12 protein-coding genes are annotated in these 15,023 nt (G+C 64.2%); 8 read left to right on the top strand and 4 right to left on the bottom strand.

The features are described from left to right. The first annotated feature begins 98 nt into the window (after positions 1-98). The 8 genes from glnE to APH36_RS13940 all read left to right on the top strand — a co-directional run bounded on the left by glnE (position 99) and on the right by APH36_RS13940 (position 10,195). Positions 99-3,032 (top strand): bifunctional [glutamate--ammonia ligase]-adenylyl-L-tyrosine phosphorylase/[glutamate--ammonia-ligase] adenylyltransferase, encoded by a 2,934-nt coding sequence (glnE, locus tag APH36_RS13975; protein ID WP_060499118.1) that lies wholly within the window; start codon positions 99-101, stop codon positions 3,030-3,032. Positions 3,033-3,234: 202 nt separating this feature from the next. Beyond that, entirely contained in the window at positions 3,235-4,284 is a 1,050-nt protein-coding gene (gene waaF, locus APH36_RS13970) for a lipopolysaccharide heptosyltransferase II (RefSeq protein ID WP_060499117.1), read from the top strand. After that, positions 4,285-5,343: a lipopolysaccharide heptosyltransferase I gene (waaC, locus tag APH36_RS13965; protein ID WP_060499116.1), complete on the top strand. Its 1,059-nt coding sequence runs from the start codon at positions 4,285-4,287 to the stop codon at positions 5,341-5,343. Further along, positions 5,343-6,467 (top strand): glycosyltransferase family 4 protein, encoded by a 1,125-nt coding sequence (locus tag APH36_RS13960; protein WP_060499115.1) that lies wholly within the window; start codon positions 5,343-5,345, stop codon positions 6,465-6,467. The genes waaC and APH36_RS13960 overlap by 1 nt, the downstream gene beginning before the upstream one ends. Then, a complete protein-coding gene (gene rfaP, locus APH36_RS13955) occupies positions 6,464-7,270 on the top strand; it encodes a lipopolysaccharide core heptose(I) kinase RfaP (protein ID WP_060499114.1) in 807 nt (268 codons plus the stop codon). Before APH36_RS13960 ends, rfaP begins: the two co-directional genes overlap by 4 nt. After that, positions 7,270-8,004, top strand: a complete 735-nt coding sequence (locus APH36_RS13950) for a lipopolysaccharide kinase InaA family protein (RefSeq protein WP_016714545.1) — start codon at positions 7,270-7,272, stop codon at positions 8,002-8,004. The genes rfaP and APH36_RS13950 overlap by 1 nt, the downstream gene beginning before the upstream one ends. Next, positions 8,001-8,753 (top strand): lipopolysaccharide kinase InaA family protein, encoded by a 753-nt coding sequence (locus tag APH36_RS13945; RefSeq protein WP_060499113.1) that lies wholly within the window; start codon positions 8,001-8,003, stop codon positions 8,751-8,753. Before APH36_RS13950 ends, APH36_RS13945 begins: the two co-directional genes overlap by 4 nt. Next, positions 8,753-10,195, top strand: a complete 1,443-nt coding sequence (locus tag APH36_RS13940; RefSeq protein WP_060499112.1) for a lipopolysaccharide kinase InaA family protein — start codon at positions 8,753-8,755, stop codon at positions 10,193-10,195. The genes APH36_RS13945 and APH36_RS13940 overlap by 1 nt, the downstream gene beginning before the upstream one ends. Here APH36_RS13940 and APH36_RS13935 read toward each other — a convergent pair. The 4 genes from APH36_RS13935 to APH36_RS13925 form a co-directional block, all read right to left on the bottom strand. Continuing rightward, positions 10,156-12,969: a dermonecrotic toxin domain-containing protein gene (locus APH36_RS13935; protein ID WP_060499111.1), complete on the bottom strand. Its 2,814-nt coding sequence runs from the start codon at positions 12,967-12,969 to the stop codon at positions 10,156-10,158. The genes APH36_RS13940 and APH36_RS13935 overlap by 40 nt on opposite strands. A 73-nt stretch (positions 12,970-13,042) precedes the next feature. After that, a complete protein-coding gene (locus tag APH36_RS32095) occupies positions 13,043-13,219 on the bottom strand; it encodes a hypothetical protein (protein WP_164524062.1) in 177 nt (58 codons plus the stop codon). Beyond that, positions 13,216-14,328 carry a PepSY domain-containing protein gene (locus APH36_RS13930; RefSeq protein ID WP_060499110.1) on the bottom strand — a complete coding sequence of 371 codons (1,113 nt, stop codon included), beginning with the start codon at positions 14,326-14,328 and terminating at the stop codon, positions 13,216-13,218. Before APH36_RS13930 ends, APH36_RS32095 begins: the two co-directional genes overlap by 4 nt. Before the next feature lie 56 nt (positions 14,329-14,384). Next, on the bottom strand, positions 14,385-15,023 hold a 639-nt coding region (locus APH36_RS13925; RefSeq protein WP_156342145.1), incomplete at its 5' end, for a TonB-dependent siderophore receptor.

Below are 15,023 nucleotides of genomic sequence, written 5' to 3'. Positions count from 1 at the left end.
TTTCAGCTATTTCCAACTTTTGTACGACAGTCCAACCGTGGTCCGGCTTCCCCTTGGCCGCTTTTTCCCCTCTATTTCACGCCGATCAAGGATAGACCATGCGCCTGCCTTTGCCGTCCGATCTGCCCGCCATCCTTCAGCCACTGGTCGCTCGCAACCAGCAATTCCTCCGCGATGCGCTAGCGGCTCACCCCGAGCTCGACCTGAATGCCTGGAGCCCGCTGCACCGGCAGCAATTCGACCAGGTGGCCGCGGCCAGCGATTTTGTCCTTGGCCTGGCCCAGCGCGAGCCGGCCATGCTGTTCGGCCTGCTGACCAGTGGCGAGCTAGAGCGCCGTTATGCACCGGGTGAGCTGCGCGGGCACATCGCTGCGGCCGCCCAGGCGGCGCAAAGCGACGATGAGCTGGCGCGCAACCTGCGCCGCGAGCGCAACCGCCAGCAGTTGCGCATTATCTGGCGCGACATCACCCGCCAGGCCGAACTGAGCGAGACGTGCCGCGACCTGTCGGACCTGGCCGATGCCGCCATCGACGAAGCCTACCAATGGCTGTATCCGCGCCATTGCCAGCAGTTCGGCACGCCCATCGGCAACCGCAGCGGCCAGCCGCAGCACATGGTGGTGCTGGGCATGGGCAAGCTGGGGGCGGTGGAGCTGAACCTGTCGTCGGACATCGACCTGATCTTCGGCTTCCCCGAAGGCGGCGAAACCGAAGGGGTGAAGCGCTCGCTGGAAAACCAGGAATTCTTCACCCGCTTGGGCCAGCGGCTGATCAAGGCGCTGGACCCGGTGACCGTCGACGGCTTCGTGTTCCGCGTCGACATGCGCCTGCGCCCCTATGGTTCGGCCGGCGCGCTGGTGCTCAGCTTCAATGCCCTGGAGCAGTACTACCAGGACCAGGGGCGCGACTGGGAACGTTACGCGATGATCAAGGCGCGGGTGGTGGCCGGCGACCAGGCTGCCGGCGCGCAACTGCAGGAGATGCTGCGCCCGTTCGTGTACCGCCGTTACCTGGACTTTTCCGCGATCGAAGCCCTGCGCACCATGAAGCAGTTGATCCAGCAGGAAGTGCGGCGCAAGGGCATGGCCGACAACATCAAGCTGGGTGCCGGTGGTATCCGCGAGGTTGAGTTCATCGCCCAGGCTTTCCAGCTGATCCACGGCGGGCGCGACCTGAGCTTGCAGCAACGGCCGTTGCTCAAGGTGCTGGCCACCCTCGAAGGCCAGGGTTACCTGCCGCCGGCGGTGGTTGCCGAGCTGCGCGAGGGTTATGAGTTCCTGCGTTATACCGAGCACGCCATCCAGGCCATTGCCGACCGCCAGACGCAAATGTTGCCAGAGGGCGAGACCGACCAGGCGCGGGTGGCCTACATGCTCGGTTTTGCCGACTGGCAGAGCTTCCACGACCAGTTGACCTACTGGCGTGGCCGTATCGACTGGCACTTCCGCCAGGTGATCGCCGACCCGGATGATGAAGACGGTGAAGGCGAACTGGTGGTAGGGGGCGAATGGTCGCCACTGTGGGAACAGGCGCAGGATGAAGAAGCCGCTGGCCGGCAGCTGGAAGAGGCTGGCTTCAAGGAGCCTGTTGAAGCCTTGCGGCGTTTGGCGGGGCTGCGCTCCAGCCCGCAGTTGCGGTCGATGCAGCGCATTGGCCGTGAGCGGCTGGACGCCTTTATTCCACGTTTGCTGGCCCAGGCGGTCGAGCACGACAACCCTGACCTGGTGCTGGAACGTGTGCTGCCGCTGGTTGAAGCCGTGGCGCGGCGTTCGGCTTACCTGGTGCTGCTGACCGAAAACCCGGGTGCCCTGCGCCGTCTGCTGACCTTGTGCGCGGCCAGCCCGTGGATTGCCGAACAGATTGCGCTGTACCCGTTGCTGCTCGACGAACTGCTTAACGAAGGCCGCTTGTTCAGCCCGCCCTTGGCCCCAGAGCTGGCCAGCGAGTTGCGTGAACGCCTGACGCGCATCCCCGAGGATGACCTGGAGCAGCAGATGGAAGCGCTGCGCCACTTCAAGCTGGCCCACAGCCTGCGCGTGGCCGCCTCGGAAATCAGCGGCAACCTGCCGTTGATGAAAGTCAGCGACTACCTGACCTGGCTGGCCGAAGCCATCCTCGACCAGGTACTGGCCCTGGCCTGGCGCCAGACCGTGGCCCGCCACGGCCAGCCCAAGCGCAGCGACGGCAGCCTGTGCGACCCAGGTTTCATCATCATTGGTTATGGCAAGGTCGGCGGCCTGGAGTTGGGGCACGGCTCGGATCTGGACCTGGTGTTCATCCACGACGGCGACCCGCAAGAGGAAACCGACGGCGCCAAGCCCATCGACAGTGCGCAGTTCTTTACGCGCCTGGGCCAACGCATCATTCACCTGCTGACCACCCAGACCAACTCGGGCCAACTGTATGACGTGGACATGCGCCTGCGCCCATCCGGTGCTGCCGGCCTGCTGGTGAGTTCGTTGGGCGCCTTCGAGCGCTACCAGCAGAACGAAGCCTGGACCTGGGAGCATCAGGCCTTGGTGCGGGCCCGCGTGCTGGTGGGCTGCAAACAGGTCGGCACCGCGTTCGAAGGCGTGCGCGCCAAGGTACTGGGCCAGGCCCGCGACCTGGAAAAACTGCGCACCGAAGTGAGTGAAATGCGCGCCAAGATGCGTGACAACCTAGGGACCAAGGCTACGGCTGCGGGCACTGCGGCTAACGCGTTCGAGGCCGGTGTGCCCTTCGATATCAAGCAGGATGCCGGCGGTATCGTCGATATCGAATTTATGGTGCAATACGCTGCTTTGGCCTGGTCCCATGACCACCCGGCCATACTCCGATGGACCGATAACATCCGCATTCTGGAAGAGCTGGAGCAGGCGAGTTTGATGCCGGCCAGTGACGCGGTGCTGTTGCGTGAAGTGTACAAGGCGTTCCGCTCGGCCTCGCACCGCCAGGCCCTGCAGAAGCAGGCCGGGGTGATCGACGCGGCGCAGTTTGCCGATGAACGCCGCGAGGTGCGGCGGATCTGGGGTGAGCTGGGGTTGAGCTGATACCGCGTTGGCTTCTTCGCGGGCACGCCCGCCCCCACGGGGACAGCACAAGCCTTGAGAGCAGTGCAGTACCTGTGGGAGCGGGCTTGCCCGCGAATAGGCCATGTGAGTGGTACACTGTCCGCCACATAGCCTGAATATAAAGAGGGGAGGCCAGGCTGTACCGCAGTCTGTAGCCTCCCCGAGCGTTTCTGGACTAAGCATGAGAATACTGATCATTGGCCCCAGCTGGGTCGGCGACATGGTGATGGCGCAGACCCTGTTCCAGTGCCTGAAACAGCAGCACCCCGACTGCGTGATCGACGTGTTGGCCCCCGAGTGGAGCCGGCCGATCCTGGAGCGCATGCCCGAGGTGCGCCAGGCCTTGAGCTTCCCGCTCGGCCACGGCGCGCTGGAGCTGGCCACGCGCCGGCGCATCGGCAAGTCCCTGGCCGGCCAGTACGACCAGGCCATCCTGCTGCCCAACTCGCTGAAGTCGGCCCTGGTGCCGTTCTTCGCCGGTATCCCCAAACGCACCGGCTGGCGCGGCGAAATGCGCTTTGGCCTGCTGAACGATGTGCGCAAGCTGGACAAGGCCCGCTACCCGCTGATGATCGAGCGCTTCATGGCCCTGGCCTTTGCGCCCGGTGCCGAGCTGCCGCAGCCGTACCCGCGCCCCAGCCTGCAGATCGAAGCGCAAAGCCGTGAAGCCGCGCTGGCCAAGTTCGGCCTGGAACTGGACCGCCCGGTGCTGGCGCTATGCCCAGGTGCCGAGTTTGGTGAGGCCAAGCGCTGGCCGGCCGAGCATTACGCTGCCGTGGCCGACGCGATGATCCGCCAGGGCTGGCAGGTGTGGCTGTTCGGCTCGAAGAAAGACCACCCGGTCGGTGAGCAGATCCGTGACCGGTTGATCCCGGGTTTTCGTGAAGAGTCGTCCAACCTGGCGGGCGAAACCTCGCTGGCCGAGGCCATCGACCTGATGTCCTGCGCCCATGCCGTGGTGTCCAACGACTCCGGCCTGATGCATGTGGCCGCCGCGCTGAACCGCCCACTGGTGGCCGTATACGGCTCGACGTCGCCCGGGTTTACCCCGCCGCTGGCCGACCAGGTGGAAGTGGTGCGCACCGGCATCGAGTGCAGCCCGTGTTTCGACCGTACCTGCCGCTTCGGCCACTACAACTGCCTGCGTCTGCTGGAGCCGGGCAAAGTCATTGCCGCCCTGCACAGCCTGAGCGGGCCGGACCTGATCGATACCGTGGCTGAGGTCGACTAAGTGCGGGTACTGATCATCAAGACCTCGTCGCTGGGTGATGTGATCCACACCTTGCCGGCGCTTACCGATGCCGCCCATGCCATCCCGGGCATCCGTTTCGACTGGGTGGTTGAAGAAGGCTTTGCCGAAATCCCCAGCTGGCACCCGGCGGTCGACCAGGTTATCCCGGTGGCCATCCGCCGCTGGCGCAAGAACCTCTGGCAAACCCTCAAGAGTGGCGAGTGGAAGGCGTTCAAGCAGCGTGTGCGCGAACGCAAATACGACCTGGTGATCGATGCCCAGGGCCTGGTGAAGTCGGCCTGGCTGACCCGCTACGTGAAGGCCCCGGTCGCCGGCCTGGACCGCTACTCGGCCCGCGAAGGCTGGGCCAGCCGCTTCTATAACCGGCGTCTGTCGGTTGCTACCGGCCAGCATGCGGTGGAGCGGGTGCGCCAGTTGTTCGCCATGGCCCTGGCCTACGACCTGCCGGAAGGCATCGGCAACTACGGCCTGGACCTGGACCGCCTGCAGCTGCCGCCGGCTGCGCCCTATGTGGTGTTCCTGCATGGCACCACCTGGGCAACCAAGCATTGGCCTGAAGCTTACTGGCGCGAACTGGCCGAGCGCATGGGCCGGCGCAAGCTGGAAGTGCGTCTGCCTTGGGGCAACCCGGCCGAGAAGGCGCGCGCCGAGCGCATCGCCCAGGGCTTGAACAACTGCCAGGTACTCCCCAAATTGAACCTTGCTGGCGTTGCCCGCGTGCTGGCAGCGGCAAAAGCCTGCGTGGCGGTCGATACCGGCCTTGGCCACCTGGCCGCAGCACTCGATGTGCCCACCATTTCGCTGTTCGGCCCGACCAACCCGGGCCTGACTGGCGCCTACGGACGGACCCAGATTCACCAGGCCAGTGACTGGCCTTGCGCGCCCTGCCTGCAGAAGAAGTGCACCTACAAACCGAGCGCCGATGACCTGCGCCGGTTCGATCTGAAACGCGAGTGGCCGCTGTGCTTCACTCGCCTGAATCCCGAGCATGTGGCGGGCCGCTTGAGCGCGTTGCTGCTGGCTGAGGATGTCCGTTGATGCAACTGGCTTTCGTGCTTTACAAATATTTCCCCTTCGGCGGGCTGCAGCGCGACTTCATGCGCATTGCCCTGGAATGCCAGAAGCGGGGCCACCAGATCCGTGTGTACACGCTGATCTGGGAAGGTGACATTCCGCCGGGCTTTGAAGTGCTGGTGGCGCCGGTGAAGGCGATTTTCAACCACCGCCGCAACGAGAAGCTCAGCGCCTGGATGGCCGCCGACCTGGCCAAGCGCCCGGTCGACCGCCTGATCGGCTTCAACAAGATGCCAGGGCTGGACGTGTACTACGCCGCCGACGGCTGCTTCGAAGACAAGGCGCAGACCCTGCGTGGCGGCCTGTACCGCCGCTGGGGCCGTTACCGGCACTTTGCCGAGTACGAGCGTGCGGTATTCGCCAAGGACGCCCACACCGAAGTGCTGATGATTTCCGAAGTGCAGCAGCCGCTGTTCATCAAGCACTATGGCACCCCGGTGGAACGCTTCCACCTTCTGCCGCCGGGCATTTCCCAGGACCGCCGTGCGCCGGCCAATGCCGCCGAGATCCGCGCCGAGTTCCGCAAGGAATTCAACCTGGGGGATGACGACCTGCTGCTGGTGCAGATTGGCTCGGGCTTCAAGACCAAGGGCGTGGACCGTAGCCTCAAGGCGCTGGCCGCGTTGCCGTCGGCCCTGCGCAAACGCACGAAGCTGATGGTGATCGGCCAGGACGACCCCAAGGTGTTCCAGCTGCAAAGCGCCACCCTGGGCCTGGGCGACCAGGTGCAGTTCCTCAAGGGCCGCAGCGACATCCCGCGCTTCCTGCTGGGTGCCGATTTGCTGATTCACCCGGCCTACAACGAGAACACCGGTACGGTGCTGCTCGAAGCGCTGGTGGCCGGCCTGCCGGTGCTGGTGTCCAAGGTGTGCGGCTACGCCCACTACATTGCCGAGGCCGACTGCGGCCTGGTGCTGGACGAGCCGTTCGAACAGGACCAGCTCAATGGCTACCTGCAGCGCATGCTCGAAGACTCGCAGGCCCGCGCCAGTTGGTCGCGCAACGGCCTGGCGTTCGCTGAAACCGCTGATCTGTACAGCATGCCGCAGCATGCTGCCGACGTGATCCTGGGGCAGAAAACCGCATGAAGCTGATAGTGGCCGAGCCCTTCAAACGCCTGTGGGCCGGGCGGGATGCCTTCGACGCCGTCGAGGCGCTGCAAGGCGAGGTCTATCGCGAACTGGAAGGGCGCCGCACGCTGCGTACCGAGGTGGAGGGCGAAGGGTTTTTCGTCAAGATCCACCGCGGCATCGGCTGGGGCGAGATCTTCAAGAACCTGTTCACCGCCAAGCTGCCGGTGCTCGGTGCCGGCCAGGAATGGCGGGCCATCCAGCGCCTGCACGAGGTGGGCGTGCCGACGATGACCGCAGTCGCCTATGGCGAGCGCGGCAGCAACCCGGCTGCGCAGCACTCGTTCATCATCACCGAGGAACTGGCGCCGACCATCAGCCTGGAAGATTTCAGCATCGACTGGGTCAAGCAGCCGCCCACGCCACGCCTGAAGCGCGCGCTGATCGCCGAAGTGGCGAAAATGACCGGCGGCATGCACCGCGCCGGGGTCAACCACCGCGACTGCTACATCTGCCACTTCCTGCTGCACACCGACCGCCCGGTGACGGCGGATGACTTCAAACTGTCGGTTATCGACCTGCACCGTGCCCAGACCCGAGCGAAAATCAGCCGCCGCTGGCGCGACAAGGACCTGGCCGCGCTGTACTTCTCGGCGCTGGACATCGGCCTGACCCAGCGCGACAAGCTGCGCTTTTTGCGGGGTTACTTCCAGTGCCCGCTGCGGCAAATCCTGAAGGACGAAGCCCGGTTGCTCGCCTGGCTGGACCGCAAGGCGCAGAAACTCTACGACCGCAAGCAACGCTATGGGGATGCACTCTGATGGCGGGTTGGACACTGGCGCCGGGCTATGAACACCTGGCGGCGGACTTCGGCAGCCTCGATGCGGTATTTGCCCTCCAGGGCGAGCGCCTGACCCGCGACCCGCTCAGCGAGGTGGTGCGCATCGAGCGTGACGGCGTCAACTACTACGTCAAACGCTACACCGGGGCCGGCAAGCACATGCGCCGCTACCTGGGCCGGCCACGCATCAAGGCCGAATGGCAGAACCTCAAGCAGTTCGCCAAGTGGGGTATTCCCACTGCCGAAGTGGTGGCGTGGGGGCTTGAGCGCAATGGCCTGGCCTTTGGCCGTGGGGCGATGATCACCCGCGAGCTGCCGCGCACCGAAGACCTGTCGGCGCTGGCTGAACGCAACGATGCACGCTTGGCCGACCGGGCCTGGGTCGATCACCTCAGCCGCCAGCTGGCGCGCCATACCCGGGTGATGCACGAGCACCGCTTTGCCCATAACGACCTGAAATGGCGCAACTTGCTGGTCGATGACCAGGGCACGCTATTCTTCATCGACTGCCCTACCGGCGACTTCTGGCGCGGCTTCATGTGGCGGCACCGGATGATCAAGGACTTGGCCTGCCTGGACAAAGTGGCCAAATACCACTTGTCGGCCACCCAGCGCCTGCGCTTCTACCTGCAATACCGTGGCCGCGACCGGCTGAATGTGCGTGACAAGAAGCGCATTCGCCAGGTGCTGGGCTTTTTCGAGGGAAGGGAATGACCGATTACCTGGCCAGCGCGGACCTCGCGCTGCTCAAACGCCATGGCCTGGACGACTTCGAGGCGCTGTGGGCGCTGCAACTGGATGCCGTGGACGAACCCAACACGGGCCGTGGCGGCTGGAGCAGCGTGTTCCGCCTGGAACTCGAAGGCAAGGGCTACTACCTCAAGCGGCAGAGCGACTACCTGACCCGCACCCTGCACCGACCGTTCGGCGAGCCGACCTTCGCGCGAGAATTTCGCAACATCAGCCGCTACCAGAAGCTGCACATCCCGGCCTTGCAGGCGGTGTTCTATGGCGAGCGCAAGCAAGGCGGCAAGCACCGGGCCATCCTGATGACCCGTGCCCTGGACGAGTGGGCCGACCTCGACAGCCTGCTGGCCCAGTGGCCGCAGCTAGGTGATGGCGAACGCACCGGTATCCTGCAGGCCTGCGGCCAACTGGCGCGCACCCTGCACAGCGCCGGCCAGGTGCACGGCTGCTTCTACCCCAAGCACATCTTCCTGCGCCAACGCCGTGATGGCTGGGACGCGCAACTGATCGACCTGGAAAAGACCCGCCCTTTGTTGTTCGGCATGCGCGACCGCCTCAAGGACCTGGAGCCGCTGCTGCGCCGCGCCCGGGCCTGGAGCGAGGCCGATGTGCGCACGCTGCTGGCGACCTATCTGGCGCAGCCGGCTGACAGCACACTGGTCGACACCTGGCTGCAACGCCTGACGCAACGCCGTCGTGACAAAGAGGCCCGCTGATGCGCTTGTCTGAACTGAAAGATGCCGGGCGCAACCCGCTGTTGCCCCTGAGCATCACCCTGGCGGACGCCGCCGGCAGCGCCGAGCTGCAACTGGTCAGCCTGCTGCGCGTGCTGCCCGGCCAGCGCTATGTTGGCGCCGGTGTGTGGCGCGGTACCCCGGTGCTGGCCAAGCTGCTGGTGGGCGGTAACGCCGCCCGGCATTTCCAGCGCGAACTGCAAGGTGTGAAGCTGCTGGCCGAGCAAGGCCTGACCACGCCAAAGCTGCTGGCTGACGGCCTGAAGGAAGGCGAGGGTGGCTGGCTGCTGTTTGAATTCCTCGACGGCGCCGAAAGCCTGGCCGATGCCTGGTCGGCGGTGGAACACCTGGCAGTGCTGGCTGACGAACAACACCTCGTGCTGGGTGAAGCGCTTACTGCTGTCGCACACATGCACGCCCAAGGCCTCTGGCAGGAAGACCTGCACCTGGACAACCTGCTGCGCCACGGCGGTAAGCTGTACCTGATCGACGGCGCCGGTATCAAGGCCGAGACGCCTGGCCAGCAGCTGTCACGTCCGCGTGTGCTGGAAAACCTAGGGGTATTCTTCGCCCAGTTGCCAAAGCGGCTGGAGCCGTTCATCGAAGAATTGCTGGTGCACTACTTGCTGGCCAACGCCGAGCATGCGTTGCCGCTGGAAGCCTTGCAAAAGCAGGTGGACAAGGTGCGTAACTGGCGGCAGAAGGACTATCTGGAGAAGGCCGGGCGCGAGTGCAGCCTGTTCAGCGTCCAGCGCAGCCTCTCGGGCTTGCAGGCGATCCGCCGCAACGAAGTCGACGCCATGCAGCCGGTGCTGGAGCAGGCCGATGCGCTGATCGACGAGGGCCACCTGTACAAGACCGGTGGCGCCGCCAGTGTGGCGCGCATCGAGGTGAAGGGTCGCAAGCTGGTGCTCAAGCGCTACAACATCAAGAACACCGCGCACTGGTTCAAGCGCTTCTGGCGCCCGAGCCGTGCCTGGCATTCGTGGATCGAAGGCCACCGCCTGGAATTCCTCGATATTGCCACGCCGCGCCCGTTGGCGGTGCTGGAGCAGCGGGTGATGGGCCTGCGTAGCCGCGCGTATCTGGTTACCGAGTACGTTGATGGCCCGGACCTGACCGCGTGCTTTGCCCCTTACGTCGAGAGTGGCGATGCCCCCGAAGAACAGATCGACGCCCTGGTGCAGGTAATGCAGCAGCTGATTCGCGAACGCATCAGCCATGGTGACTTCAAAGGCCACAACCTGTTCTGGGACCAAGGCCGCTGGTCGCTGATCGACCTCGACGCCATGTGCCAACACGCCACCCAGCTCAGCTTTGCCCCGGCCTATGCCCGTGATCGGGCACGGCTGCTGCGTAACTGGCCCAGTGGCAGTGCCCTGCATCAGCGGCTGGACAAGCTGCTGCCGCGGCTGACCGAGTGACTGGCCGGTAACGCCAACCAGTCACTGCTGCGCCCGGCCTGGCGCACGCGGATGCGCCATTGGTTATCCTGCCAGCGCAGTACGGCCCACGCCGTACTGCTGCTGTGCGGCTGCCGAGGTATCTGCAAGTGGTAGTGGTTGACCAGTAGGTGCGGGCGCAGCGGTAAGGCATGGGTGCCGGCGAGCAGGTACAGCTGCTGGTCCATTTTATACAGGCCGTCTATGCCGGCCTGCCTGATACCGGCTGGCTGGCCGGGCAGTTGGCAGCCCTCTAACAGTGCTTGCAGGTCTGGCAGCCCGTCGTACCACAGCACCGGCGAGTCCACCACCCACTCCCCATCTTCGCGGCGTTTGACCGCCACCTTGGTATAGGCGTCCGGCATGCGCGGGTCCACTACCCGCCAGCGGTAGCCGTCGAACGCTACCTGGTAGCTCGTGCCAGCAGCATCTTTGATGTAGTAGAAAGACACGCCAGGGTAGGGCGAGCGCTGTTCGTAGATGCCCTCCTTGTGGATACCATCGACCCGATAGTGCAATTTGTCGCTGTTCACTTGCACTGCTGCTGCTGGCGGCAATTTCAAGGGTGGCGGAGTGGGCATCGCCCGGATGGCCCGGCGCATCACGGTTGTTCCGCCAATGTTGTTGGCTGCGTCACTGGCGTGGGTGAACGCTTCGACAATGTGTTTCAACGTGCCTATTCGGTCTTCCTCCTTGAAAGCCTTCCCGGCATCGATCAATGACAATATCGAGCGGCCGAGCGCCAGCGCAACCAGTGCGCGAGCTGGCAGCGCGAGGCTGATCATATCCAGCAGTATCGACAAGGCGTGCAGGCTTAGCTCGCCAAGCAGTTCCCGTTTGGTGTTGGTGCTGGCGTCGACGGCCGCAAGGCTTGCGCTCACTTCCGCCAGATATCGGGCCTGCTGAAAGTCGCCCGTGATCCGCGGGCGCTGTACTTCGGCCCCCAGGCCACCCTTGGTCAGCCAGTTTTCGATCTGCTTGCGGTCGGTAAACGGAAGGCGGTCTTTTACGTACTCGCGCAGGCCAGGTTTGTCACGCAGTGTCCTGAGCATGTGCCGGGCGTTTCTGAATTCGCGCCAGGAACGGCGATCGGGTGCGTCCGGTGTGTAGGCGAGAAACCGCGTTAAACCTGGGGTATCAGGCGTTACCAGCATTACGCCTTGCAGCGTATGCCCACCAATCAGTAATTGTCGCGCACTAACCCGCTGTACTTTCAACTGCTGGCGTACCTGACTGTGCGGGTGGTCGAGCACCGTCGTCGCCCACCTGTAACCGCGCTCGAATGGGTCTTCCAGTAAGTGCCCCGCGTAACGCGCCTTGGCCAACTCGGCACGCATCCTTGCAGAGCTTATAGCCACGTAGCTGTCCCGCCGCCATTGCGCTTGCGGCGATGTCAGTAGATGAGTGCGCAAATACTGGCTGTAGCTCTGGCCCACGTCCAGCTCCCGCACTATCTGCTTGACCTGACTGGGTGTGATACCGGGCACGGCGGTGTCGTTCTTGTCATGCACTCTGGCAGTCAACCAGTAATCGATGTCGAGCAAACCGATGTTGACCATTGCCAGCTCATCCAGGCGGTAGGTCTGGCGGACCAGTTCGATGGTTTCGCCCACCTGTGGCCGACTGGCCACCGGGATCCAGGCGCTGTTGACGCCAGGGAAGGGTACCGGGCCTGTTTGCCGGGCCATGGTGACGCTGACAAACAGGTCCAGCGGGTCGACATCCAGCTGATAGCGTTGGCTCAACAAGGCGCGCAAGCGGTCACGTGTCCAGGCCAGGAGGCCGTTGCGGTCGAGGAATTGCTCGTGGCTCAGAATGCCGGGCGCCGCTGCGCGATCAATGGCGATTACCAGCTCCTGCAGGGTCTGCATGATGTGCGTAAGCCCCTGCACAGAGGCGTTTTTCAGCCACGCCGGTGAATTGCGTTCCAGCAACAGGCCGTAACGGGTCTGTAGCGCCGAGCGGCTGTCGGCCCAAGGCAGTACATCGGCAGCCTTCTTCAGGCGTTCTTCAAGCGTCGCCCAGTCCACCGGCGATTGTAGGGCGGCATCCTGCCAGATGTGGGTCAGCGCGGCCCGTTGCCCATCGATCAATACCTGGGCCTGGGCTTGGACTATGTCGTCGTTGAACCACTCGTAACGAAGGCGCTCGGCGTTGCGTGCCCGGTCTCGCTCGTGGTCGCTTGCCATGTGCCGCAGCAGCGGCTGGCTTTGGTAAACATCATCCAGGCGTTCGCACAGTTCGATGTGCAAGTCGCCAAGGTTGTCGAACGCCTCGATCCCGTGCGACAGGGTATACAGCACCGCGTAGTCGCCGGGCTTAAGTGGGTCGGGCATGCTGCCCTCGGGGCCGCCTTCGATGATCACGAAAGCGCCGGGCAGATAGCTTCGCCAGTTGGGCGTGGTAATGTCCAGAACGGGCCGATACACCTGCGGGCGCTGCGCGCTTGGCAGGTGCTGACGCTGCGACGGCAGTGGCTGGTTGACGCAGTACGCGATCAGCTCGGCATGGTTCGAGCCCAAGGTGTGGTCATCGATACGCAGTGCGATCTGCGCCAGCAGTTGCTGGCGCAGCAACCTGGCCATGAGCGCCCGACGGCATTCGGCAGGGGCGACGCTGGCAAGCCAGTAGTCGGCAAGGTCGGCAAAGTATTGCTGGCGTGCCCTGAACAGGGGCAGGGCGGTGTCCGGCCTGGGCGGCGAGTCAAGCAACGCACTCAGTTGCAGGTCGAAAGCGATGAAGTTTTGCAGGCTCATTGAGGGGGCTCGGCAATGATGGAGCTGCCCAGCTTGCCGCCTGCGAGCTATGCAGGCGTGTTAGCCGCTTACCTCACCTGGCCCACAACCCACGAAAACCGAGCCAGGCTGGCACGCCAAGCCCCAGCCATGACAAGGCGTCCCAGGCGCCATCGCCGAGCAGGGCCGCGAACAGCCCCGCTGCGCCTGACACTGCAATCATGGCCGGCCAGGCAAAAATTCGCCGGGTGCTTTGCGATTCATGACTCATGCGGGCGCCCTCTTGCCGCTGCGCTGCTTGGCCAGCCACAGGTAAAGGCCGCTGCAGAGCACGATGATGGTCAGCACATCGAGTGCCGCCCAGAGGATTTGCATGGGCCGCCCGCCGTAGTCACCAAAATGCAGCGGCTGCGACAGGCCCATGGCGTCCATGTACCAGGGGCGCTCGCCGACTGCTGTAACTGCCAGGGTACGGGCATCGATCAACACGGGTGTGAACAGGTGCGAGCTCAGGTGTGTGGCACCGTTCATGAACACGGCATAGTGGTGCTCGCTGGAAAAGCGCGTACCGGGGAAGGCGATGAAGTCCGGGCGCATGCCGGGGGCAGCCTGTTCGGCAATCTCCAGCAGGCGTGTGGCGGGCGCGCGCTCGGTGAGCGGCGGGGCGTCGCGGTAAGGCGCAACCATGGCAGCCAGACTATCGTTGCGCCAGGCGGCGATAACCAGGTCGGACAGGGCGCTGATTACGCCGGTCACGCCTACCGTGAGTGCCCAGGCCAGGGTTACCACGCCGATCAGATTATGCAGGTCGAGCCAGCGCAGGCGACGGGATTTTTCGTGGCGTACCGTGCCAAAGTCCAGGCGGCGCATGAAGGGCGCATAGAGCACGGTGCCGGAGACGATTGCGAGGATGAACAGTACGCCCATGAAGGCCAGCAGCAGCTTGCCGGGCAGGCCGGCGAACATGTCCACATGCAGGCGCAGCATCACCATCATGAACCCGCCATTGGCCGCCGGCATGGCCACTGCTTCGCCGGTGCGGGCGTCGAGCATGAAGGTGTGCGACAAGTTGGGGTCGGTGCCCGCAGTGGCGGCGGTGATGGCGATCACGCCGTTGGGTTCGTCTTCGTCGTAGCCGAAGTACTGCATGACTTCGCCGGGGCGGTGTTGCTCGGCTTTCAGTACCAGCTGCTGCAGGTCGAGGTGCGGGGTGCCTGCTGGCATGTCACGCAGTTCGGGGGCGTCGCCGAGCAGGTGTTCGAGTTCGTGGTGGAAAATCAGCGGCAGGCCGGTGAGCGCCAGCAACAGCAGGAACAGGGTACAGACCAGGCTGCTCCAGGTGTGGATCACGGACCAGCGGCGGATGGTTCGGCTTTTCATCACGGTACCGTTTTTTGTCTGTTGGAACAGGGGGCCGCAAAGCGGCCCCCGTTCACTCAGAACTTGTAATTGACGCTGGCGACCACGTTGCGTTCGTCGCCGTAGTAGCAGTAGTACCCATCACACGTCGACAGGTAGTCCTTGTTGAACAGGTTTTTCGCATCGACGGCCACGGTGACGCCTTTGAGTGTGTTGTTCAGGCGGCCAAGGTCGTAATGTACGGAGGCGTCGTAGACCGTGTACGAGCCCACATGGCCCCAGTCGGTATTCGTGGTGTTGCCGTAGGTGTCGCCCACGTAGCGCACGCCAACGCCTACGCCAAAGCCGTCCAGCACCCCGCTGTGCCAGGTGTAGTCGGCCCAGGCAGTGGCCTGGTTGCGCGGAACCTGCGCCATGCGCTTGCCTTTCTCTTCGCGGGTGCCTTTGGTGATTTCGCTGTCGTTGTAGGTGTAGGAACCCACCAGCTTGAGGTTCTCGCTCACATCCGAAGTAGCCTCAAGCTCAAGGCCTTTCACACGCACTTCGCCAACCTGGCGGGTAACGCCACCCTCGGTCACCGACATGTTCTGCTGCGTCAGGTCGAATACAGCTGCGGTGAACAGGCTTTTGCTGCCGGGCGGTTGGTATTTGATACCCAGTTCGTACTGCTTGCCCTCGGTCGGCTTGAAGGCATCGGTGCTAGTGACGGTTGACCC

Origin of the sequence: Pseudomonas sp. NBRC 111133, assembly GCF_001320605.1 — a bacterium.
In the GTDB taxonomy this organism is placed as follows: Bacteria; Pseudomonadota; Gammaproteobacteria; order Pseudomonadales; family Pseudomonadaceae; genus Aquipseudomonas; species Aquipseudomonas monteilii.
This window is presented reverse-complemented; position numbering and strand designations above follow the sequence as displayed.